General features: G+C 64.1%; 22 protein-coding genes. 8 read left to right on the top strand and 14 right to left on the bottom strand.

The window, feature by feature from the left end; all coding sequences use genetic code 11:
- Positions 1-299: 299 nt before the first annotated feature.
- Complete coding sequence (locus OVA12_RS21200) at positions 300-1001, top strand: helix-turn-helix transcriptional regulator (protein ID WP_268140630.1); 702 nt, start codon at positions 300-302, stop codon at positions 999-1001.
- A 291-nt stretch (positions 1002-1292) separates the two neighbouring features.
- Here OVA12_RS21200 and OVA12_RS21195 read toward each other — a convergent pair whose 3' ends face one another.
- The 4 genes from OVA12_RS21195 to OVA12_RS21180 form a co-directional block, all read right to left on the bottom strand.
- Positions 1293-1739: a hypothetical protein gene (locus OVA12_RS21195; RefSeq protein ID WP_268140629.1), complete on the bottom strand. Its 447-nt coding sequence runs from the start codon at positions 1737-1739 to the stop codon at positions 1293-1295.
- A gap of 33 nt (positions 1740-1772) precedes the next feature.
- Positions 1773-2135: a hypothetical protein gene (locus tag OVA12_RS21190; protein ID WP_268140628.1), complete on the bottom strand. Its 363-nt coding sequence runs from the start codon at positions 2133-2135 to the stop codon at positions 1773-1775.
- A 412-nt stretch (positions 2136-2547) separates the two neighbouring features.
- Entirely contained in the window at positions 2548-2955 is a 408-nt protein-coding gene (locus OVA12_RS21185) for a DUF4332 domain-containing protein (protein ID WP_268140627.1), read from the bottom strand.
- A gap of 54 nt (positions 2956-3009) precedes the next feature.
- Complete coding sequence (locus OVA12_RS21180; RefSeq protein ID WP_268140626.1) at positions 3010-3396, bottom strand: DUF2267 domain-containing protein; 387 nt, start codon at positions 3394-3396, stop codon at positions 3010-3012.
- Between the two features lie 169 nt (positions 3397-3565).
- On the opposite strand from OVA12_RS21180, the gene OVA12_RS21175 reads away from it, so the two are divergent.
- From OVA12_RS21175 to OVA12_RS21160, 4 genes are all read left to right on the top strand, one after another.
- Positions 3566-5116, top strand: coding sequence for a helicase HerA-like C-terminal domain-containing protein (locus OVA12_RS21175; RefSeq protein WP_268140625.1), 1551 nt, complete (start codon positions 3566-3568; stop codon positions 5114-5116).
- A gap of 149 nt (positions 5117-5265) precedes the next feature.
- Positions 5266-6126: a 3-methyl-2-oxobutanoate hydroxymethyltransferase gene (panB, locus tag OVA12_RS21170; RefSeq protein WP_268140624.1), complete on the top strand. Its 861-nt coding sequence runs from the start codon at positions 5266-5268 to the stop codon at positions 6124-6126.
- Positions 6123-6974: a pantoate--beta-alanine ligase gene (gene panC / locus OVA12_RS21165; protein ID WP_268140623.1), complete on the top strand. Its 852-nt coding sequence runs from the start codon at positions 6123-6125 to the stop codon at positions 6972-6974. Before panB ends, panC begins: the two co-directional genes overlap by 4 nt.
- 165 nt (positions 6975-7139) lie before the next feature.
- The gene (locus tag OVA12_RS21160) at positions 7140-8528 is read left to right on the top strand and encodes a dipeptidase (protein ID WP_268140622.1); all 1389 of its coding nucleotides are present in this window, start codon (positions 7140-7142) and stop codon (positions 8526-8528) included.
- 45 nt (positions 8529-8573) lie between these two features.
- Here OVA12_RS21160 and OVA12_RS21155 read toward each other — a convergent pair whose 3' ends face one another.
- Entirely contained in the window at positions 8574-9947 is a 1374-nt protein-coding gene (locus tag OVA12_RS21155; protein WP_268140621.1) for a TIGR03808 family TAT-translocated repetitive protein, read from the bottom strand.
- Between the two features lie 161 nt (positions 9948-10108).
- On the opposite strand from OVA12_RS21155, the gene OVA12_RS21150 reads away from it, so the two are divergent.
- Complete coding sequence (locus OVA12_RS21150; protein WP_268140620.1) at positions 10109-10396, top strand: hypothetical protein; 288 nt, start codon at positions 10109-10111, stop codon at positions 10394-10396.
- Here OVA12_RS21150 and meaB read toward each other — a convergent pair.
- The 6 genes from meaB to OVA12_RS21120 form a co-directional block, all read right to left on the bottom strand.
- The gene (gene meaB, locus OVA12_RS21145; RefSeq protein ID WP_268140619.1) at positions 10393-11397 is read right to left on the bottom strand and encodes a methylmalonyl Co-A mutase-associated GTPase MeaB; all 1005 of its coding nucleotides are present in this window, start codon (positions 11395-11397) and stop codon (positions 10393-10395) included. The genes OVA12_RS21150 and meaB overlap by 4 nt on opposite strands.
- A 56-nt stretch (positions 11398-11453) precedes the next feature.
- Positions 11454-12065 (bottom strand): DUF1131 family protein, encoded by a 612-nt coding sequence (locus tag OVA12_RS21140; protein WP_268140618.1) that lies wholly within the window; start codon positions 12063-12065, stop codon positions 11454-11456.
- A gap of 184 nt (positions 12066-12249) precedes the next feature.
- A complete protein-coding gene (locus tag OVA12_RS21135) occupies positions 12250-12831 on the bottom strand; it encodes a TIGR00730 family Rossman fold protein (protein WP_268141463.1) in 582 nt (193 codons plus the stop codon).
- Entirely contained in the window at positions 12831-13607 is a 777-nt protein-coding gene (locus OVA12_RS21130) for a phytanoyl-CoA dioxygenase family protein (RefSeq protein ID WP_268140617.1), read from the bottom strand. Before OVA12_RS21130 ends, OVA12_RS21135 begins: the two co-directional genes overlap by 1 nt.
- A gap of 6 nt (positions 13608-13613) precedes the next feature.
- A complete protein-coding gene (locus tag OVA12_RS21125; RefSeq protein WP_268140616.1) occupies positions 13614-14651 on the bottom strand; it encodes an asparaginase in 1038 nt (345 codons plus the stop codon).
- Positions 14652-14685: 34 nt separating this feature from the next.
- Positions 14686-15867 (bottom strand): aminotransferase, encoded by a 1182-nt coding sequence (locus tag OVA12_RS21120; RefSeq protein ID WP_268140615.1) that lies wholly within the window; start codon positions 15865-15867, stop codon positions 14686-14688.
- Between the two features lie 229 nt (positions 15868-16096).
- Between OVA12_RS21120 and OVA12_RS21115 the strand changes: the two genes are divergently transcribed.
- The gene (locus tag OVA12_RS21115; RefSeq protein ID WP_268140614.1) at positions 16097-16477 is read left to right on the top strand and encodes a hypothetical protein; all 381 of its coding nucleotides are present in this window, start codon (positions 16097-16099) and stop codon (positions 16475-16477) included.
- A 167-nt stretch (positions 16478-16644) separates the two neighbouring features.
- The gene (locus tag OVA12_RS21110; RefSeq protein ID WP_268140613.1) at positions 16645-18459 is read left to right on the top strand and encodes an adenylate/guanylate cyclase domain-containing protein; all 1815 of its coding nucleotides are present in this window, start codon (positions 16645-16647) and stop codon (positions 18457-18459) included.
- A 9-nt stretch (positions 18460-18468) separates the two neighbouring features.
- Here the strand turns inward: OVA12_RS21110 and OVA12_RS21105 are convergent, their stop codons facing one another.
- From OVA12_RS21105 to OVA12_RS21095, 3 genes are all read right to left on the bottom strand, one after another.
- Positions 18469-19026: a GNAT family N-acetyltransferase gene (locus tag OVA12_RS21105; RefSeq protein WP_268140612.1), complete on the bottom strand. Its 558-nt coding sequence runs from the start codon at positions 19024-19026 to the stop codon at positions 18469-18471.
- Positions 19027-19037: 11 nt separating this feature from the next.
- Complete coding sequence (locus OVA12_RS21100) at positions 19038-20168, bottom strand: type III PLP-dependent enzyme (RefSeq protein WP_268140611.1); 1131 nt, start codon at positions 20166-20168, stop codon at positions 19038-19040.
- A 600-nt stretch (positions 20169-20768) separates the two neighbouring features.
- Entirely contained in the window at positions 20769-21767 is a 999-nt protein-coding gene (locus OVA12_RS21095) for an EF-hand domain-containing protein (RefSeq protein WP_268140610.1), read from the bottom strand.
- Positions 21768-21937 lie beyond the last annotated feature (170 nt).

The following is a 21937-nucleotide window of genomic DNA, read 5'->3' as shown; positions in this document are numbered from 1 at the left end:
AAAACCTGCCATAGATGTCCCAAATTTTGGCGTGTTTTGGCAACACAGCCGGACATAATACGGTTGGTATTTTTATGGTTTATGCGCTAGAACTGAAATTGCCGCAACGGCAAGCCTCGAAGTTGCAAAGTGACCGGTCAGATATCTGTCGCAGAGCAACGGGGCACACGGATCCGGACAGCCGCCCATCATAACAACACGGCATCGGGATCCGCGACCTCATCGGGGTCAACCGCCTCTTTACCCAGGGGCAACATCAAAAGCAGTCTTGAGCTGCAGATAAAAACGGATGTGCACACATGTTGGATGAAGCCGAACTGAACACTCAGTTGCGTACGATTTCAGAGGCCGGGTCTGCCCAGCTTGTCCTCGACGTTCTTGAATCTAATCTGCGCCGCATCGGCGCAACCCACGTGCTGATGACCGGACTGCCGATGCCCAAGCGTCCGATCGAGAGCCTGGTTCAGCGGATCCGTTGGCCGGATGCGCGCAGCGGCAGCGTCGAGAATGTTGGCCTGACAGCCAATGACAGCGCCCTGTTCCTTGGTCTTGCGTCCAATCGCGCGTCTGTCTGGACGGTGACCGCTGGCGACATGGAGCACTCCCGCCTGCTGGCAGCTGCTGGCGAAGGCGCGCAGGTTGTCATCATCCCGGTGACCGAACTGCACCCGTTCCAGGCCTTTGTCTATTGCGCAGGTCCGAGCCTGAAGACTGACAAGTGCACCCTCGCTGCTCTCGAGCTCCTCACGGATGCCGTCTTCGCGAAGCTGCAGGACATGGGCGTCGTGACGGCACAGCGTCCGGGCGCCCTGTCGATCCGCGAGCGCAAGGTTCTCGAACTGACCGCTTTCGGCAAGACCGCCAGCGAAATTGCCGAAGTGCTCGACATTTCGCAGCGCACGGTCCACGCCCACCTGCAAAACGCCAGCGTCAAGCTCAACGCGACGAACAAGACCCACACGGTGGTCGAGGCCCTGCGGTACGGCCAGATTCGCGTCTGATCTGACGTACCCTTACAATCGCTCTCCAAGGCAGGGCCTGCGGCACACCGCAGGCCCTTACGTTTGATGACGAGCCTCGACCTCTCCGAAGTCATCCCGGCCAAGCGCAGCGCCGAGCCGGGACCGGAGCGCCGGGGCCGTGATGTTTCAGTGAGTGAATACCGGAGAGACCTAGGCTCACCGGTCCGGATTTCCGCTGTGCCGCGCGGGATGACAATCGAGGGATTGTCAGCAGTGTGAGGGCCTGTGGCGCACCGCAAGCCCTTTTTGATTCCCCAACCCGCTCTGCGGCTAGTCGGAAGCGGACCCGATAAAGAGAGTGATCTTGTCGGATCCACGGAACAAAAATGCAAAGTCCCAGAAAACCGGGTATGCGGGATGTCCGCCTTGGAGCCAGAAGCGCTCGACCTTGATTGATGCGCTCGCCAGCCGTCTAAGCTCCACCTGAAGCTGAGCCATCAAAGCCTGAAATGCAGAATCGCGAGCGACCTCTACGCCTGGGCCCGCCCCCTCAAATCCGGCGTATTGCAGCGCTTCCAAGATCTCAGCACAAACACGGTTCGCGTCGACCGTTTCGATACCGCCAAGAACGGCCTGAAATCCAAGCATTCTGCGAACGAGGGCTGAAGAGCTCTCTGACTGAACAGGACGGGCCTCAATCAGTTGAAGACTGACGGTGTAGTTTGTGGCCTGCCTATGCAAGCAGTCAGTTATCTCTCCCAGAAGACTGTCTTTCATTGCCTTTCTTCCAAATCGAGCAGGTCATTTCGTTCAATAATCGATGTAATCAAAATAATGACCCAGGAGATCCACACTCGCCGCACAGCTTCCTTGGTCGCATTTCGAAATAAGGAACTTAAATTTCTGAATAATGAAATCCGGATCGAATTTCCCCAATACCCAGTGCCCTGGGCGAATTGACGTGGTCAAATAGTCTTCATTGTCTTCGCGAACCACGACAGACAGACGCAACTCAATCACTTCATTGCTATTCGTGTCACCTACATCCAAAATGATGAGCATCGACGAATGCATATGATCAGGAATGGCGAAGATATCAGTAAAGGCTGTTTCACCTGTCAGATCTCTGAAGCAAGGGGTGACTATCCAATACCCCTTCAACTCTATCGCCATAAAACTGCATCCAAACCTGATAGAGTTATGCTCTCGATCCCTGCCGCATGCGTATAGGCGTCGGAGCTCAATTAGAAGGACGCGCAGCAGCTACAGGTTCCCTAACTGCTGACAAAGCTGGGACCTTTCCGCCCTAATCCCCGGCCTTGTGCCGGGACAGCGCGGGAAGGAAGTCACCTGCCCCGGTTTGAATGATCAGATTTCGCGCACTCAACAAACGAAATCAAAAAGTTACTGGCTCCCCGCCTTCGCGGGGATGACGGGGAGTGCGGGCGGAAAACCATGGGCGGGAAGACGAAGGCAGCAGCCTTGACCGGTTTGCGGCCGCGCCTCCTCGATGCGTTTCATTGAACCAGCAAAAAGGGGCCCGCGGTGCCGCGAGCCCTGGGTCGCATTGCTGCCCGCCGTGCGGTCAGTAGGTCATGATCGCCGGAAGCACCTTGGCTTCCTCGACCCACTTCTCGACCATCTTTTCTGACGGCACCTGACGGACCAGCTTCTTGGCCTCGTTCACTTCGGCCATCTTGGCGGCAAGATTGGCCGGGACGCGGTGCTTGAGTTCCTTCACGGTATCAACGCCCGCGGCTTCCAGCAGCTCGGAATATTCCTCTGCGACGCCCTTGATCCGCATCAGGTCGGACATGTTGGCCCACTTCAGAATGCGGCTGCCGTCGATGCCGGTTTCTTCCGCCAGCGCCTTGCGGCCCTTGGGGTCCTTGGCGCGATCCAGCAGGTCGTCCGTGGTCTTGATGCCAATGCCATGAAGCTTCTCGGCATAAACCTTGCCGATGCCTTCGATATCAATCACCGGATACGCCATTCCAAAACCTCCATTGAGCCTGACGGGCCCTGCCCCACGCAGGCAGATTAGCGGTCACACCAGCTGATTCAATCCCGGAATGCGGGCGATCGCCGCATTTACGACCTCTTCGCCAGCATGTTCGCGGGCAAAGCCGACGATCTCGCGCGCAACTGTCTTGACCTGATCAAGGTCGAGACCAGCGTTCGACAGTTCATTCAGTGTTGCCATGGCGCCCATCGTGCCGCCCATCATGCCGGCGATGGAGCCGAACAGACCGCCGGCCTGCTGCTGGCCTTCGGCCATGATGGCCTCCGCGCCTGGCAAGGCAGTGATGATCTGCGGCACGAGATCCTGAGGGCCGTCCTTGGCGAGAAACCGCAGGATGATGCCGATGGCCGTGCGGGCGGTTTCCTCATTGAGGCCGGCTGCGGTCATGATGCGCGCTGCGAGTTCTTCCATCCGGATCTCCTGAAGCTTGGGACGCCGTGCTATGTCACATGTGACGCAGACAGCATTGCCTATACACACCAGGGAGATCGCACGTCGATGACAGCTTTGCCAGTGGAGGCTGGTGGCTTATCAGTGGGTGCAGGATATTTGGTGCGGGAACTTTTCGGGAGTTCGGGATTTGAGCGAGAGCATTTTCATCGGCGGAAGCGGCAAGGACGAAGTGCTGAGCCTGAAGCTGGCCAACCGCCACGGCCTCATCACCGGGGCCACCGGCACCGGCAAGACCGTCACCCTGCAGATCCTGGCCGAAGGCTTTTCCAAGGCGGGCGTGCCCGTGTTCTGCGCCGACGTGAAGGGTGACCTGTCGGGCATCGCCATGCCCGGAGACCCGAAGGACTTCCTGCTGAAGCGCGCCGAACAGATCGGCATTGCCGACAGCTATGACTTCGAGGGCTTCCCGGCGGTGTTCTGGGACCTGTTCGGCGAGCAGGGGCATCCGCTGCGCGCCACCGTCTCCGAGATCGGTCCGCTGTTGCTCGCCCGCATGCTGGATCTCAACGACACGCAGGAAGGCGTCCTCAACATCGCCTTTGAACTCGCCGATGACGAGGGCCTGCTGTTGCTCGATCTCAAGGACCTGCGGGCCATGATCGCCCATGTGGGCGAGCGGGCGCAGGAGCTGTCGAAGGTCTATGGCAATGTCTCGGCCGCCTCGGTCGGCGCGATCCAGCGGGCGCTGTTGGTGCTGGAGCGCGAGGGCGCGGACCAGTTCTTCGGCGAGCCGGCGCTCGACATTGCCGACTTCGCCCGCACGACTCGCGACGGGCTCGGCATCGTCAACATCCTGGCCGCCGACAAGCTGATGCATTCGCCGCGGCTCTACGCCACCTTCCTGCTGTGGATGCTGTCGGAGCTGTTCGAAGAGCTTCCCGAGGTGGGCGACCCGGAGAAGCCGAAGCTGGTGTTCTTCTTCGACGAGGCGCATCTGCTCTTCACCGAAGCCCCCAAGGCCTTGCTGCAGAAGGTGGAGCAGGTGGTCCGCCTGATCCGCTCCAAGGGCGTTGGCGTCTATTTCGTCACGCAGAACCCGCTCGACGTGCCGGAAACGGTGCTGGCGCAGCTGGGCAACCGGGTGCAGCACGCCCTGCGCGCCTTCACGCCCCGCGACCAGAAGGCGGTGCGGGCGGCGGCCGAGACGTTCCGGCCCAATCCGGATCTTGATACGGCGCAGGTGATCACCGAGCTTGGTGTTGGCGAGGCGCTGGTGTCGACGCTGGAGGGCAAGGGCATTCCGTCGGTCGTGCAGCGGACGCTGATCCGCCCGCCTGCCTCGCGGATGGGGCCGGTGACGCCGGCCGAGCGCCGCGACTGCATCGAATCAAGCCCGATCTACGGTCTTTATGAACGCACCCGCGACCGCGAATCCGCCTACGAGGTGCTCCTGGAGCGCGCGCGCAAGCAGCAGGAGCGCGAGGAGGGCGAGCGCGGACGCGAAGCCGACGAGGAAGCCCGTAGCGGCACGCGGCGCACCCGCAGCGGCTTCCAGGTGCCGGATTTTGGCCGTGACGACACGCGTGGCCCCTCTCGTGAACCGGCACGCCGGCCACGGGCGTCCAGCCGCGACAGCGTGGTCGAGGCGGGCATGAAATCAGCCGCGCGCAGCCTCGGCTCGTCGCTCGGCCGGGCGCTGGTGCGCGGCGTGCTGGGCTCGCTGAAGCGCGGGTTCTGAGACCGCAATCAAGCCGAGAACTAGGCCGGAATCTGGGCCGAAAGTTCTAGCCGGCTTATCTTTGCGCGGCGCACAAGTGACTTCGCATTTGCGAGAAATTGTGCAACATCCCCTTCCGGGCGCGGCAGGTCGCCCGGGAGGAACTGACCATGAGTGCATCGGCTTCCGTGAAGTCCGTGACACCGCCGATGGTGGAACGGCGCAAGGGCGGCACACCGCTTGTCTGCCTGACAGCCTACACCACCCCGGTGGCAGCGATTGCCGACCGGCATTGTGACATCATCCTCGTCGGCGACAGCGTCGGCATGGTGCTGCATGGCTTGCCGTCCACTCTGGGCGTGACGCTCGAGATGATGATCCTGCATGGCAAGGCGGTGCGGCGCGGCGTGGAGAAGGCGCTGCTGGTCGTCGACATGCCCTTCGGCACCTACGAGGAAAGCCCGGAGCAGGCCTTCCGCAATGCCGCCCGGCTGGTGGCGGAGACCGGCTGCGCGGCTGTGAAGCTGGAAGGCGGCGTGACCATGGCCGAGACCATCCGCTTCCTGACCCGGCGCGGCATTCCGGTGATGGCGCATGTCGGGCTGACGCCGCAGGCGGTCAACAGCTTCGGCGGCTACAAGGTGCAAGGGCGCGGCGAGGACGGCGAACGGATCCTGGCCGACGCCCGTGCGGTTGCGGAAGCCGGTGCCTTTTCCGTCGTGCTCGAGAAGGTGCCCGATGCCCTCGCCCGGCGCATCACGGCCGAAGTTCCCATTCCGACCATCGGCATCGGCGCGTCTGCGGCCTGCGACGGTCAGGTGCTCGTCATTGACGACATGCTGGGCATGTTCACGGCCTTCCGGCCGAAGTTCGTCAAGCGTTATGCCGAGCTTGGCCACTCGGCCGAGGCGGCGGTTGCTGCCTATGCCGAGGACGTGCGCGCCCGGGACTTTCCGGCGGCCGAGCATGTGTTTGGCGATGGCGCGGATCTCTCCAGTCTTGCCACACCGAAGCCGGAAGGTGCCGAATGACGACGATCCTGCACAGCCGCGCGGAGCTGCGCGCGATGGTGGACGCCTGGCACCGGGACGGTTTGCAGATCGGCGTGGTGCCGACGATGGGCGCGCTGCACGAGGGGCATCTGGCCCTGGTGCGCCGGGCGCTTGCCGAGACCGACCGGGTGATCGTGACGATCTTCGTCAACCCGAAGCAGTTCAACAACGCCAGCGACCTGTCGACCTACCCGCGCACCCTGGAAGCGGATGCGGCCAAGCTGACACCGCTGGGTACGCATGTGGTCTACGCGCCGGGAGTGGAGGATATCTATCCGGCCGGCTTTGCCACCAATGTGTCAGTGAGCGGAGTGAGCGAAGGACTGTGCGGGGCGCATCGTCCCGGGCATTTCGACGGTGTTGCCACCGTCGTCGCCAAGCTGCTGCTGCAGACCGGGGCCGACAAGGCCTATTTCGGAGAGAAGGACTTCCAGCAGTTGCAGGTCGTGCGCAGGCTGGTGGCAGACCTCGACATTCCGGTCGAGATCGTCCCCTGCCCGACCGTGCGCGAGGCCGACGGGCTTGCCATGTCCTCGCGAAATGTCCGGCTGTCGGCGGAAGACCGGGCCGTGGCGCCGAGGCTCGCGGCCATCCTGACCCGAACCGCCGAGGCGCTGGCCGGCGGCGCGGCGGCCGCACCGCTGCTGGCTGCGGCAACTGCCGACATCCTGGCCGCCGGCTTTTCCGAGGTCGAGTATCTGGAGCTGCGCGCGGAAGATGGGCTCAGCCCGCTGGAGCGGACCGACCGTCCGGCCCGGCTGCTGGTCGCCGCCTGGCTTGGTGGGGTCCGGCTCATCGACAATATCGCGGTCGCTCCGGCAAGCTAGCTGCAACGGCCTGTTTACCGATGCAAGGACAGCGCTTTGGCCGCTTGCCCGGAGCGGCGGATGGCGGCATTCTGCGGCCAGCCGGGGAGCCTGATGCTCCCCCCGCCCTGCCTTGCCCAAGACGCCTTACTGGCGGGGGCATTCTCAAAGCCCAGGAGCTTTCCGTTGAGCCAGATCGACAAGGTTCTCGCCCGCATTGACGCGGATCTCGATAACGCGCTTGCCCGCCTGTTCGACCTCATCAAGATCCGCAGCATCTCCACCGATCCGGCCTACAAGGCGGATTGCCGTCAGGCTGCCGAATGGCTGGCCAGGGAGCTGACCTCGATCGGCATCGAGGCGAGCGTGCGCGACACCGCCGGCCATCCGATGGTCGTCGGCCACCGCAAGTCCGGCAAGCCCGGCCCGCATGTGCTGTTCTACGGCCATTATGACGTCCAGCCGGTCGATCCGCTGAACCTGTGGGAGACCGATCCGTTCGAGCCGCGCCTGGTCACCCGCGCCGATGGCTCGAAGATGATCGTCGCCCGTGGCTCGGCCGACGACAAGGGTCAGCTGATGACCTTCGTCGAGGCGGCCCGCGCCTATATCGCCGAGACCGGCGATCTTCCGGTCGACGTGACGATCCTGTTCGAAGGCGAGGAAGAATCCGGTTCGCCGTCGCTGCATCCGTTCCTCACTGCCAACAAGGATGAACTGACCTGCGACCTGGCGCTCGTCTGCGACACCAGCATGTGGGACAAGGACACGCCCGCGATCTCGATCATGCTGCGCGGCATGGTCGGCGACGAGATCATCGTCAGGGCCGCAAGCCGCGACCTGCATTCGGGCAGCTACGGCGGCTCGGCGCAGAACCCGAACCACATCGTTGCCAGCATCATCGCCGGCCTGCATGACGAGAACGGCCGGATTACCCTTCCGGGCTTCTATGACGGCGTGACCGAGCTGCCGGAGAGCCTTGCGAAGATGTGGGCGGAGCTCGGCTTCTCCGTCGAGGAATACCTTGGCGATATCGGCCTCAAGTATCCGCGCGGCGAAAAGGGCCGCCTGCCGCTGGAACACATCTGGACACGTCCGACCGCCGAAGTGAACGGCATGTGGGGCGGCTACCAGGGCCCGGGCTCCAAGACCGTGATCCCGGCCGAGGCCCATGCGAAGTTCACGTTCCGCCTCGTCGGCGAGCAGGATCCGGAGAAGATCCGCGCGGCCTTCCGCGCCTATGTCCAGTCCAAGATCCCGGCCGACTGTACCGTCGAGTTCCTGCCCAAGGACGGCAGCCCGGCGCTGTCACTCGACCCGACTATGCCGGCGGTGGCCAAGGGCCAGGCGGCACTCGAAGCGGAATGGGGCAAGCCGGCGGCGCTGATCGGCATGGGCGGTTCGATCCCGATCGTTGGCGACTTCAAGCGCATGCTCGGCATGGATTCGCTGCTGATCGGCTTCGGTCTGGAGGACGACAAGATCCATTCGCCCAACGAGAAGTACGAGCTGCGCAGCTTCCACAAGGGCATCCGCTCCTGGGCCCGCGTGCTCGCCGAACTCGCCAAGGGCTGACGACACCACACCCCGAAATGGCTGCTCCCGGTTTTCCGGGAGTGGCTAACTTGCCGGGCGCACGACGTTACCTGAAATCGTCAGGTGGGCAGGAGCCGCAGCGCCGCTTGCGAGATCACCGGTGACGGCATCGCGCCAGCGATAGCCGACGATGGCCGCCTCCCTGTAGCCCGACAGGATATTGCCGCGGATGACAGCTGTGCCTGAGCCTTCCACGGCACTGACAGAGACGGCGACGCCGCTGTCACGCACGACATTGTCTGCGATCACCACATCGCGCAGGTAGGGCCCCCAGCCGGCCATGACGCCGAACCTCGGTGCATTCTCGATGACATTGCCCGTAACAGTGGTGTCAGCCTCAACGTAGATGCCGATACCTTTGCCTGCGCCTCCCTGCTCCGGATAGGGGCTTTTCAGGGAGAGATTGCGCACGAGATTTCCCGAGACAACCGCCATGCGGCCGCCCGAAAGGAAGTTGGCGACAGAGATCCCGATGGTGGCCCCGTCGACGATGTTGTCCGAGATCACCGCGCCCTCGAATTCAAACTCGCTGTAGATGCCGGTCTCGCCGGATCGCAGGCAGGAGTTGGCGATGATCTGCACATTCGAGGCTGTGTTGGCGCGGATGGCTGAAAAGGCGCAGTCCGCCACCCGGTTGCCGGTGATCATCACCCCGTTGGCGCGGAAGATATTGATGCCGTTGCCGTTCTGCCCCGTGCCGCCGGCGCGGGCCGCAATCCGCTCGATGCGGTTGCCCCGGATCAGCGTTCCATCCTCGGCCTGTTGCCAGCGCATCACCATCAGGCCGGCATTGGCGCAGTCTGTAATAACGTTTTCGGCGAAGACCAGCCCGCGCGCCTCGACAGACCGGATGCCAGCTTCGGCCGCCCCCGAGACGAGGCAGCGCTCGACATGGCCAGCGCAGCGATCCAGCGCAAGACCGGAGCGGCTGGAACCGGTGATCTCGCAATTGACGAGGCTCAGGTGATCGACATCGAGGAAATGCAGGAGGCCGAAGGCATGCTCGTTGATCAGCTTGTTGGCCCCGTCGAAGACGACGCCATCGAGACCGATGCGCGAGGCCCCTTCGGCGGTGGCCAGCAAGCCGCCGCCGCCTTGGTAGACGAGCCGGGTGCGGCCGGGGACGCCGACAATCAAAGTTCCTGACGGCAGGCGCAGGTTGGCGACCGGGTAGGTTCCAGCCGGCAGGAACAGCGCCCTGCCCTTCTCGACCGCCCGGTTGATCGCGCGCTGCATCTGGGCGCTCTGGTCATCGGTGCGGTCAGGCAGCACGCCCAGATCGGCAGCATCGATGGTTCCGCGCAGATCGGCAACGCGGGTCTGGGCCTGGACGGCTGTCCCGGAAAGACACAGGGCGGCTGCGGCCAGAAACTGTCGGCGACTGAGGTGTGACAACATCGGTCGGGATCGCGTCCGCATACAACCGGCTTTCGTTCCAAAGGGGCACAGGGCGTGGGCTCCACGTCGCTTCGGAGCAAGTGCCGTGCCGATTGATCAACCGCAATGCGACGCAGTCCCGTTGCGTCACACTGGGCCAGTGCCAGTTGGGAGGGCCCGCCATGATCAGCCTGACAGATTGCATTGCCCTTTGCGGGCTCGACGAAGCCGAGGTTCGGGCGCTGGCCGAACATGAGCATCTGCCGGAGATCGCTGCGGCAGCGCTCGGGGCCTATTTGCTGCATCTGCCGCGTGGGGCGGAGAAGGTGCAACAGATGATCGAGGAAGACATTCGTGATGCGCTTGACCGCGGAGACCGGGCCCATGCGCGCGACTTGTTCATGGCACTACGGCACTTCCTGAAGGAACACGGGCCCGCGCCACGGACACGTGGACCGCAGGCGCTCTAAAGCCCCATCAGCCCTGCGATATCCTCGACAGCGGCCGATGCGGGGACACGTCCCTCGCGGACGTCGGCTTCCAGAGCCTTGATCCGGGCGGCGCGTGCCGGCTCGCGGGTCAGCGCCTCCATCAGGCGCTGCTGCAGCATGTCCCACATCCAGGCGACCTGCTGGCTGGCGCGGCGGCTGGCCCATTCGCCGGTGGCCTGCATCTTCGAGCGGTGCAGTTCCACCTGCGCCCACATCTCCGACAGCCCCTCATTGGCAAGACCCGAGATGGTCACCACTGGCGGCGACCAGGTTGGCGAGCGCGGGCTCAGGATATGGAGGGCACTGCGATAGTCCGAAGCCGCGCTTCGAGCCCGGATTGCCCCGTCCCCGTCCGCCTTGTTGACGGCGATGAGATCGGCAATCTCGAGGACGCCCTTCTTGATGCCCTGCAACTCGTCGCCTGCACCTGGCAGCATCAGGACGAGGAAGAAATCAACCATCTCGGCCACGGTCGTCTCGGACTGGCCGATGCCGACCGTTTCCACCAGGATGACATCAAAGCCGGCCGCCTCGCACAGGAGCATGGTCTCGCGCGTCTTCGCCGCGACACCGCCCAGCGTGCCGGCCGACGGCGACGGCCGGATATAGGCGCGCGGATCCACCGCCAGCTGCGCCATGCGCGTCTTGTCGCCGAGGATCGAGCCGCCCGTGCGGGTGGACGACGGATCGACGGCCAGAACCGCGACCCGGTGGCCAGCTGCCGTCAGGTTGCTGCCCAGCGTGTCGATGGTGGTGGACTTGCCGACGCCGGGAACGCCCGTGATGCCGACGCGATGCGCCTTGCCGGTGTGCGGCATCAGGCGCGTCAGCAGGGCCCGGGCGACGTCCCGGTGCTCGCGCTTGCGCGATTCGACCAGCGTAATGGCGCGGGCGAGCGTTGCCCGGTTGCCGGCGAGAATGCCGGCGGCCAGGTGTTCAGGGTCAAGGCTGGCGCTCGGGGCTGCAGGCGAAGCGGTCATGTAGCAAGGCTTAGCCGATTACGCCCAATCCGTCATCCCGGCGAAAGGGTGAGACCTCAGGAGGCTGGCGTCCAGAGAATGCGCTGGATCGCGGCACTGCGCAGCAGGTTGTCCGGCGGCAGCTGGTCCCACGGACCGGTAAACTGCGGAATGGCATAGACAAGCTGCACATTGGCGACGCCGCGTGCCGAACAGATGGCCATGCCGCGCCAGAGTTCCTGGCCCACGCGGCAATCGGACCGGCGGGTGCCGACCTCGGCAAAGGTCATGCCGATGCGCTCACCATTGGGGCCGGCCAGATGATGTGTCACGCCATGCACGGTCCGGATGCGGCCATCACCGCTCTTGAAGATCTGCAGCACCTGGAAGCCATCCGAGTTGAACGCGCCGATGGCGTTTTCTGTCGTCATCTCGACGGCGGTCTGGATGCTGTCGGTGGTAAAGCCGGGCAGGGCCGCCTGGATCGCCTTGGCGGAATAGGGCGTTGCCGCATTGATGCCGCCGACGCCCTGTCCGGTGATCTGCACCAGCGTCACATTCGACGTGCGCACGGCAGCCGGGACGGCCCCTGTCACCGATGACGTGGTCTCGACATAGTCCGCCGTCTGTGAACAGGCGGCCAGCAACATGGCCAGGCCGGCGACGGCGCAAAGGGACGAGAAACGCATGGGCAAGTTTACTCCGGACACAAACAGGGCGGGCCGGGCGGGCACGCCAGCTTAGCCAGCACCGGCCTGACAGGCAATTGGGGCAAGGCTGCGGCAAGGGCTGACCGCCGCGGGGCCACCATCAGGGGACAGGGTTAACACCGGGTTTCCGGATGCCAGCCTGCCGGGGACACAGGCGCCTATGTCAGGTCTGGCCGCGGCCGATCCACTTGCCCGTGGCCGGGGGAACATAGGCCGCGCAGGCAGACAGCAAGGCCTCAGGCGTATCAGCCACTTGCAGCATCGCGCGCATCGCCGGCTTGACGAAGCCCTTGTCGACCTGCGTATCGAGGAAACTGATCAGGCCGTCATAGAAACCGCCGGTGTTCAGGAGGCCAAAGGCCTTGGCATGGTAGCCGAGCTGACCCCAGGTCCAGACCTCGAAGATCTCTTCCATCGTGCCGGTGCCGCCGGGCAGCGTGAAGAAGGCATCGGACAGCTCGGCGAACATCGCCTTGCGCTCGTGCATCGAGCCGACGACATGCAGCTCGCTGAGCCCCTTGTGCTCCAGCTCCTTGGCCTTCAAGGCCTCCGGCAGAACGCCGATGACCCGCCCGCCTGCAGCAAGCGCCCCATCGGCCACAGCGCCCATGAGGCCGACGCTGGCGCCGCCATAGACAAGCGTCAGCCCCGCCTCGGCGATCACGCGCCCTGTGTCCCGCGCGGCCACGTCAAACACCGGATCCGTGCCGGAACTCGATCCGCAGAAGACACAGACTGACTTGATCATGATGCAACCCTTTCGGTGTGCTGCTTGCGCCAAAGCGTTTCGAGGCTACTTGGCAGAAGACCCGTGATTAGTTCTCTCGGACCGGGCTGCAATGCCGCTCCTGCAGGTCCCCACTGCATCACGATGTTACGCCGCCGCATCGCACTGGCATTCGGCGCGCCGCCATGCAGGACGAGCGGATGTATTGCAACCAGTGCCCCGGGACCGCATACGGCGGGCACCGCGCCGGACCGTTCATCCGGGAGCGATCCGTCCGGCATGGAGTGATGCGAGCCGCGAATGAACTGCGTCGCTCCCGTGTCCTCGCCCATTCCGTCCAGACACAGCATGAGCCGGATCATGACCGGTTCGACCGGGCAGATGTAACGGTTTGGATAGTCGCGATGCCAGGAAATCCCGCTACCGGTTCGCGCGGACTTTTGCGTCAGATTGACGAAATGCGGCACAGCCGCGTCTGTCTCCAGCAACGTCCTGGCGAGATGTTGAACCCCTGCGAGCAGCAGCACCTGCAGAACCAACGGAACATGTTCCGCTAGGTTGCCAAGGATGAAGACGTCCCCACACTCGGCTGGGACGACCCTCTCCCCGCGCTTGGCCGCCGGAAGGTCGCGTTCGAAGACGCAGTCGGCAAGGAGAGCTTGATCCCGCCCCTCCGCCGCACGGGCGAGCGCAGCATTGATTTCGAGATCAAGACTGGCAAGCAGCTCTTGCGGAACAGCATCCGGCACGATGACGAAACCATCGTGCCGGAGACTATCGAGAGACGCATCCATCGCCTGTCACGCAGTCACACTGGCGGCGCGTTTCAGGTCGGTGAGGAGGTCGCTGGTCGGGCGGATGACGCCGGCCTTTACGTCAAGACGGGTCTTGATCGCCGGCCGGGTCAGATCCTCCAGCAGCGCCTTCTCATCGTCATTGAGGTCGAGGAAGGCCTCAAGGATCGAGGCCATCATGACTTCCGATGCGCGGGATGCGCCGTCATCGCATTTGAGCGCGATGCCGAGACCAAGTTCGGGAATGGTGGCGCAGAACACGCCCTCGGCGCCGGTCTTGACGAAGACGCGGCGGCGGAAGCCGGCCATGGCGCGGGTGCAGAAGCGATCCGTGCCGGCAACCATGAAGGCGTTGTCGACGCAGGCGTCATAAAGCCGGCGAGCGGCCTCGGCGCGCAAGGGTTCCAGGTTCTCGCCGGTACCGAAGGCAGCAAAGGCGCGGGCAAAACCGTCCAGCGGGGTGGCGAAGGTCGGGATGGCGCAGCCGTCGATGCCGCAGATGTCCGGCGTCAGCGTGTCGCCGGTCATGGCTTCAAGCACGGCCTTGATTTCCTGCTGCACCGGATGGTCCGGCAGAACATATCCGCGGGTCGGCGCGCCCATCACCTTGGCAAGGCCAAGGAAGCCGGCGTGCTTGCCGGAACAGTTGTTATGCAGGGCACAGGGCGTTTCCCCCGCGCGCACCAGACCCGCCACGTCCTCGACGCGCGAGGGCCACTGCGGCCCGCATTCGAGGGCATCATCCTCAAGGCCGGCCTTGATCAGCATGACCCGGGCGGCGTTGACGTGCCGCTCTTCGCCATTGTGCGAGGAACAGGCCAGCGCCAGTTCAGCCGGATCGTAATCCAGTGCGTCGGCAGCGCCCGATTCCACCAGCGGCAGCGCCTGCAGCGCCTTGATGGCAGAACGCGGGAACACCCGGCGTCCGGTGTCGCCGATCTTCAGCACGGGCGTACCATTGGCATCAAAGATGGCGATGGCACCGCGATGGCGGCTTTCCACCACATCGCCGCGGGTCACTTCGACCAGAACCGGATTGCTCATGAAACCTCGCTTGGGATGTGAAGAGACGACTGGTTCAGGCGTTGCTGACGGCAAGCGCCGGCCGGAGCCAGGTGCCGAGCCGGGCCAGCGCCTCGGCCAGCACTTCATCGCGCTTGCAGAAACAGAAACGGATGTAATTCGTTGGCGCATCGGCCATGTAGAAGGCGGAAACCGGAATGGCGACAACGCCCGCCTCGGTCACCATGCGCTTGCATATGTCGACGTCGCGCCCCTCGAGCCCGAGCGGAGTGATGTCGCAGGTGAGGAAATACGTGCCCTCGCAAGGCAGCACGCCAAAGCCAAGCCCGGCCAGGCCCTCGGCCAGCAGGTCCCGCTTGGCCTGAAGCTCGGCGGACAGGCCGTCGAAATAGCTGTCATCCTTGCGCAGGCCATGCGCCACCGCCTTCTGCAGGTTGGGTGGCGTCGTGAAGGTGACATACTGATGCGCCTTGGCGATCGGGTCGAGCAGCTTCGGCGCGCCGGTGACATAGCCGATCTTCCAGCCGGTGAGCGAGAAGGTCTTGCCGGCTGAGCCGACACGCACGGTGCGCTCGCGCATGCCGGGGAAGCTCATCAAGGGGCGGTGCACCGAGCCATCGAACAGGAGATGCTCGTAGACTTCGTCGCAGATGGCATAGACGTCGTGTTCGACGCAAAGCTCGGCGATGCGGGCAAGTTCGGCTTCCGAGAACACCTTGCCGGCCGGGTTCATCGGATTGTTGAGGAGGATCGCCTTGGTGTTTTCGGTAAAGGCCTTTTCCAGCGCGTCGAGGTCGAGGCTCCAGGTCGGCGGCGTGACGCGCACGCGGACCGGGATGCCGCCGGTGCGCCGGACGATCGGCAGGTAGCAGTCGTAAAGCGGCTCGATGAGAATGACCTCGTCGCCCGGCTCGACCAGGGCGAGGATGCAGTCGGTCAGCGCTTCGGTCGCGCCGGAGGTCACCATCACCTCGTTGGCCCAGTCGATATCGAGGCCGTAGAACCGCTTGTTGGCCTCGGCCACCGCCTGGCGCAGCTCCGGAATGCCCATCATTGGCGGATACTGGTTCGGGCCATCGATCAGGGCGTCGGCGGCAACACGGCGCACATCTTCCGGGCCATCAACATCGGGGAAGCCCTGACCCAGATTGATCGCGCCATGCTCGCGCGCCAGACGGGACATGGTCTCGAAGATCGTGGTTTCGAGCCCGGTGAACACCGGATTGGTCGGCTTCATGCAACACCCTCCACCAGGCCACCCAAGGGGACTCAATCCCCGGCCCATTCCTTGCTGCGGTTTTAGACGGGACAGACGGTGCCGTCGAGGGGGATGGGGGTGGAAGGCGGGCAACGAAGTTGCAACCTCGCCCATGCCAAGTGTGTGTCTGCCATCACATTGCCCTGATCGGGGTGTGGTATGGTGATGTATCGCCGGTTGAATCATCCGGCGCTTCGGAGACGAAGAGATGGTGAAGAGTTTTGCGAAGGGGTCCGGTTTGCGCCGTGTTGGTGCAGCGGCCCTCGCCGGCGTGATGGCGCTGAGCGTTCTGGCGGTGTCGGTGCCGCAGGCTGAGGCGCGTGACGGGCGCAACGGCGCACTGGCGGCCGGTGCTGCCGTTGGTCTTGCCGCCGGCGCGCTGCTGGGCGCGGCCGCGGCCAACAGCGGACCGGAATATATCGGCCCTCCCCCGGCCTATTACCCGCCCCCGCCGCCCTATCCGCAGTATGGCGGACCGGTCTACTATGCACCGCCGCCGGTACCGCGCTGCTATATGTCGCCGATCCAGCGCTGGGACCCGTATATTGGCCAATATGTGGTCGTCGGCCATCAGCAGATGTGCAACTGATCACCTGCGAAGTGACAATAGACCTGAAGCCCGCGTCCGCGCGGGCTTTTGTGTTTGCGGCGCAGATCCACCTGCTTTTTGCCTGCCAGATAAGATCCTGTTGCTTGTGACAGTAGCCGTTCCGTGTCTAGGATCACGTAACGCTGGTCACAACTGACGGTTCCCGCTTGTTCTTTCGTCTGACCCCCACGCTTGCCACGGTGATCGGCGCTTTTGTGCTGCTGACAGCGGCACTCATTCTGCTGATCGAGACCCGGGCCTCGCGCCAGGTGGTGACAGATCTTGGCAGCCGTCTGGTTGATCTGGGGATGGATGCCTATGAACGGCGATTTTCGGCCCAGGTGGACGCGATCCGAGAACAGACGCAGTTCGTTGCCCGATCCCTGAAGGGCGGGAGCTTTGACCCCGCTGACGACACCGCACTGGCCAGCTTTTCCTATGGTGCGCTCGCCGCCACGCCGCAGGCTTTTTCTGTCACTGTTCTGCGCGCCTCCGGGGACGGAATTGAGGTCGAGCGTGGCGACGCCAGTGGCGTTTACAAGACGCGGAGTGTGAAGCAGGCGCTCGACCCGTTTGCTGCAGCGCTCACCACCCGGGCCGCCGCATCCCCGCAGCCGTTCTGGCTACCCGTCGCCCATGACGGCACCCGCAACCGGACGACATTGACCTTCGTTGCGCCAGCCTGGTCCGGAGATCGGTTTCTTGGCCTCGCCGCTGTGTCGGTATCGATCTATCGCCTGTCCGTGATCGCCCGGGAACTGTCTGGCAACGGCATGACCGTGTTTCTGCTGCACGGCACGGATGAACTTCTGGCTCATCCCGCGCTGGAGGGAGCACCTCCGGGCGTGTCTGAGGACAATGACCTGATCAACCTCGCCGATGCACCCGATCCGTTGCTGCGCGGATTCAAGGCAGCCATGACGGTCGATCCAACGCAGTTTGCACTGGGCGAAGCCCACTCGATGCATGAGACGAGGGACGAAGCAGGTGAACGTCACTTTGTCGTGCTGGAACGCACCGCGACCCAGGTCGACGGGCTGCCTGTTGTTGTCGGTGCACATTTTCACGCCAGCCTGATCGAACAGCCACTCGACCGGATCACCGCAGCCGCAATATTCGGACTCGCGGTGCTGGCAATCGCGCTCGTTGGCAGTGTTCTGCTGGCACGGCGGATAGCCCAGCCGATCCGGCGTGCGGCGGAGGGCGCACGCGCCGTGGCGCGGCTCGATCTGGACGGGCTGTCGCCACTCCCCGACAGCCGGATCATCGAGCTGCGCGATCTCGCGGCCGGTTTCAATGCCATGGCTGTCGGGCTCAAGGCATTTCTGCGCTATGTGCCGCGCGGCCTTGTCTTGAAGCTGGTGACAAGCGGCGCCGTGGGCCAGAAGCCGGAGGAACGGCATGTGGCGGTGCTGTTCACGGATATCGTCGGCTTTACGCCGGTCAGCGAGGGACTGAGCGCAGCCGAAACCGCAGCCTTCATCAACGCACATCTGACGCTGGTGGGTGAGGCTGTCGAACGTAATGGCGGCACGATCGACAAGTATATCGGCGACAGTGTGATGGCGTTCTGGGGCGCGCCGGAAGCCCTTGCCCATCCGTCAGCGCCGGCTGCACAGGCAGCCCTCGATATTGCGCGGGCCATCGCTCTCGACAACCGGCGACGCGCCGGCGAAGGCCTGCCGCCTGTGCGCCTGCGCATCGGTCTGCATGTCGGGCCGCTGGTGGTCGGCGACATCGGTGCGCCACAACGGGTGAACTACACGGTGATCGGCGATACGGTGAACATCGCCTCCAGACTGGAAACGCTCGGCCGCGATATCGATCCGGACGCCGAGACGATCATTCTCGCCTCGGCACAGGTTGCATCGGAGCTGCCGCCATCCTGCCCGTTTGCCCCGCTGGGCAGCCACCGGATCAAGGGCAAGGACATGCCCGTTGACGTGGTCCGGCTGCTGCCCCCGCGCATGGGACCGGTGTAGGTCCGCCGATCAGGCCGCCCGCTTGGCGTAGCCCTGCAGACCGGTCATCGGCATCATCTGATCCAGCACCGGATCGAACAGCCCATCCGCCAGAACCATGCCGCGCGCGTCCGACAACGCATCGGGCTTGAGTTCCAGTCCGAGGAACCGGGCGCGATCCACCGGCCCCGGCAGATCAAGTGCCGTGGTCAGCCCGGCGGAAAAGCCGAAGCGGATGTAGTAGGGCGCATCGCCCACAAGGATTACCGCCGAATAGCCAGCGACGGCGGCCCGGTTCAATGCCTGACGCATCAGCCGCGCACCGAGACCCTCGCTGCGGCAAGCCGCTTCCACGGCGAGCGGTCCGAGCAGCAGCACGGACTGCGCGCCCTCGATGGCCACGTGCCACAGGCGCAAGGTGCCGACCAGCGCGCCGTCGTCGTCAATCGCGGCGAAGGCAAGCGCCGGCAAACGCCCTTCGCGCAGGCGCTCGCTGGTCTTCTGATGACGGTCCGGCCCGAACGCCCGGTCGAGCAGCAGCTCTCGGGCCCCGGTGTGAGCCGGAGCCTCGTCCACGATCTCGATCATGGCCTTGTCTTTCAGATCACGTAGGATGCAAGGGCTGCGAAGCCGTTGAAGCCGACCGTCGAATAGGTCGTCGTATAGGCACCGCAGCTTTCGATCAGAACCTTGTCGCCGATGGACAGGGAGACCGGCAGTTCGTACGGCGTCTTCTCGTAGAGGACGTCGACGCTGTCGCAAGTCGGACCAGCCAGGACGCAAGGGGCGGTCGCATCGCCGTCGCGCGGGGTGCGGATCGGGTAGCGGATCGCCTCGTCCATGGTCTCGGCCAGACCGTGGAACTTGCCGATGTCGAGATAGACCCAGCGCACGGTGTCGTCAGCGGACTTCTTCGAGATCAGAACGACTTCCGCCTCGATCAGGCCAGCATCGCCGACCATGCCACGGCCCGGCTCGATGATCGTCTGCGGCAGGTTGTTGCCGAAGTGATCGGTCAGAGCCTGGAAGATGGCCTGGCCATAGGCCGGAACGCCCGGGACGTCCTTGAGGTAACGCGCCGGGAAGCCGCCGCCCATGTTGACCATGCGCAGGGAGATGCCACGGGTGGCGCATTCCTGGAAGACACCCGAAACGGTCGCCAGCGCGCCGTCCCATGCACCAAGGTTCGCCTGCTGCGAGCCGACGTGGAAGGACACGCCGAAGGCTTCGAGCCCGGCGCGGTGCGCGGCTTCCAGCACGTCCGGAGCCATTTCCGGGGCGCAGCCGAACTTGCGCGACAGCGGCCATTCAGCGCCGGCGCCATCGCACAGGATGCGGCAGAACACCTTCACGCCGGGGGCGGCGCGGGCGATCTTCTCGACTTCGGCTTCGCAGTCGACGGCATAGAGACGAACGCCCAGCTCGAAGGCACGCGCAATGTCGCGCTCCTTCTTGATGGTGTTGCCGTAGGAGATGCGGTCAGCAGAGGCACCGGCGGCCAGAACCATCTCGATTTCGCCGACAGAGGCGCAATCGAACGACGAGCCAAGCTCGGTCAGGGCGCTGAGGATTTCCGGTGCCGGGTTGGCCTTCACGGCGTAATAGACGGAGGTGTCCGGCAGGGCGCGGGCGAAGGCTTCGTAGTTGTCGCGCACGACGTCGAGGTCGACCACAACACAGGGACCATCTTCGGTGCGTCGGCGGAGAAATTCGCGGATACGGTCAGTCATCGGGGCGTCTCCCGTTCAACAGGTCATGGCGCAGGGTGCGTCGACGCAGGCACCACGGCACCTCCCATATGGACAAGGAGGCCTGGCGACATGCGCAGACGGGCGGTCGAGCGCGCAGCGGTGGCTACGAACTGTTCCGGGTGAGCTGCCTTGGCTTGGAACGAAAACGCTCCGCACGGCCGGCAATGAAGTAACAAGTGCCTCTTCAGTAACGTCGGGATGTGGAAACCCGACAGAGACCAAAAAAGCCCTCTTACGTCGTTGCTTTAAGCCGTCCGGTTTTGCTGATCCCCCGAAGAGCGTGGTGGGGTTTGCGATCAGCTGCCACTGAAATTCTTGGACGACCACGGGCACGTGCGAATTTGGGCAAGACCTAAATGGATCCATTCGCCGTCATGATCAAGCGGTTTTTTGTGCTCTGCGCATAAAAAATGCGCTAGACGCCACTGCCTTCGGATTCATCATTAATCCCGCAGCTTTCCACGGGTTTTTGAATGCAGAAAGGGGCCGCGCGAACGCGGCCCCTGGTGCGGTTTCCTCCCCCGGGTTGGGGGCTTGGCAGGGAAGGAAACCGGACGTTTGAGGCGAGATTCCAGCGCCTCAGTTGGACGTGGTCGGGGCAGCGGCGCCCGGCTGCATCGGATGCGGGCCCTTGCCATGGCGGCCTTCGCCCTTGCCACCCGCCTCGGCGTGGCGCTTGCCGTCCTCACGCCCATCCTTGCCGTGGCGGCCGTCCTTCTTCATCTTCTTGAAGTCTGCCTTGGTGACGACGCCGTCGTTGTTGGCATCGAGTCGCTGGATCATGTCCGCGGTGTGCGCCGAGTTCTCTTCCGCCGTGATGGCAAGGTCACCGTTGGCATCAAGCTGCTGGAACATGCGGACGAGACGCGGCGAGCCCATTTCAGCAAAGATGGCGCCAAATCCGGTCAGGTCGAAGCTGCCTGCCCCGTTCGGGTCGGCCTTGGCGTACAGGTCACCGCGCACCTTGTCGAATTCCTCGCGGGTGATCTTGCCGTCGTTGTCGATATCAAAGCGTTCGAAAAGGCCCAGCATCATTGCGCCGCGATCACCGGGGCCGAAGCCGTGCCCGCCGCGTTCACCGTCCGGGCCGCCGCGGCCATGTTCACCGCCCTTGCCTTTCCCGTGGTCCTTACCCATGCCTTCGCCTTGCGCGCCCATCGGCATCATGGCGAGATTGCCATCGTCGTCGCGGTCGAGGCGCGAGAACATGCGGGCCGACAGCTTGTCGAACTCTTCGCGCGTTACCTTGCCGTCGCCGTCATTGTCGAGGCGCTGGAAGGCGCGAATGCGCATCGGCTCGGCTTCGCTGAGACGATAGGTGCGGAATTCCTCGAGGCTGACCTTGCCATCCTTGTCAGCGTCTGCAGCCGCGAATCGGGCGGCGACGGCTTCGGTGACTTCGGCCTGGGTCAGGACGCCGTCCTTGTCGAGATCGAACTGGTTGAGAACCATGCGCGGGCCATGACCACCTTTGCCGCCCCATCCCATCCGGTCGCCGTCGGCGAACGCGGCGCCTGCGGCCACGAGAGTGAGGGTGGCGGCAACCGAGGTCAGGGCAAGGGTCTTGAGCGTCTTCATGGAACGTCTCCTTCGTTGAGGTCACGCCAAGCGTTTGTGCTTGCGATGACCCCAACATAGCGAGCGGTTCGCAGCCGAATTAGGACCGGAAACAGGCGCAAGTGTCGCCAGCTGTGACGGCTGCCCCGCCTTGCGACAGTCGGTTACATTTTGCCCTCCCCTGCCCCGGC

Origin of the sequence: Pannonibacter sp. SL95 (genome assembly GCF_026672425.1) — a bacterium.
Lineage (GTDB): Bacteria > Pseudomonadota > Alphaproteobacteria > Rhizobiales > Stappiaceae > Pannonibacter.
Note: the sequence above shows the minus strand (reverse complement) of the source record. Positions and strands in the feature narration are given on the sequence as shown.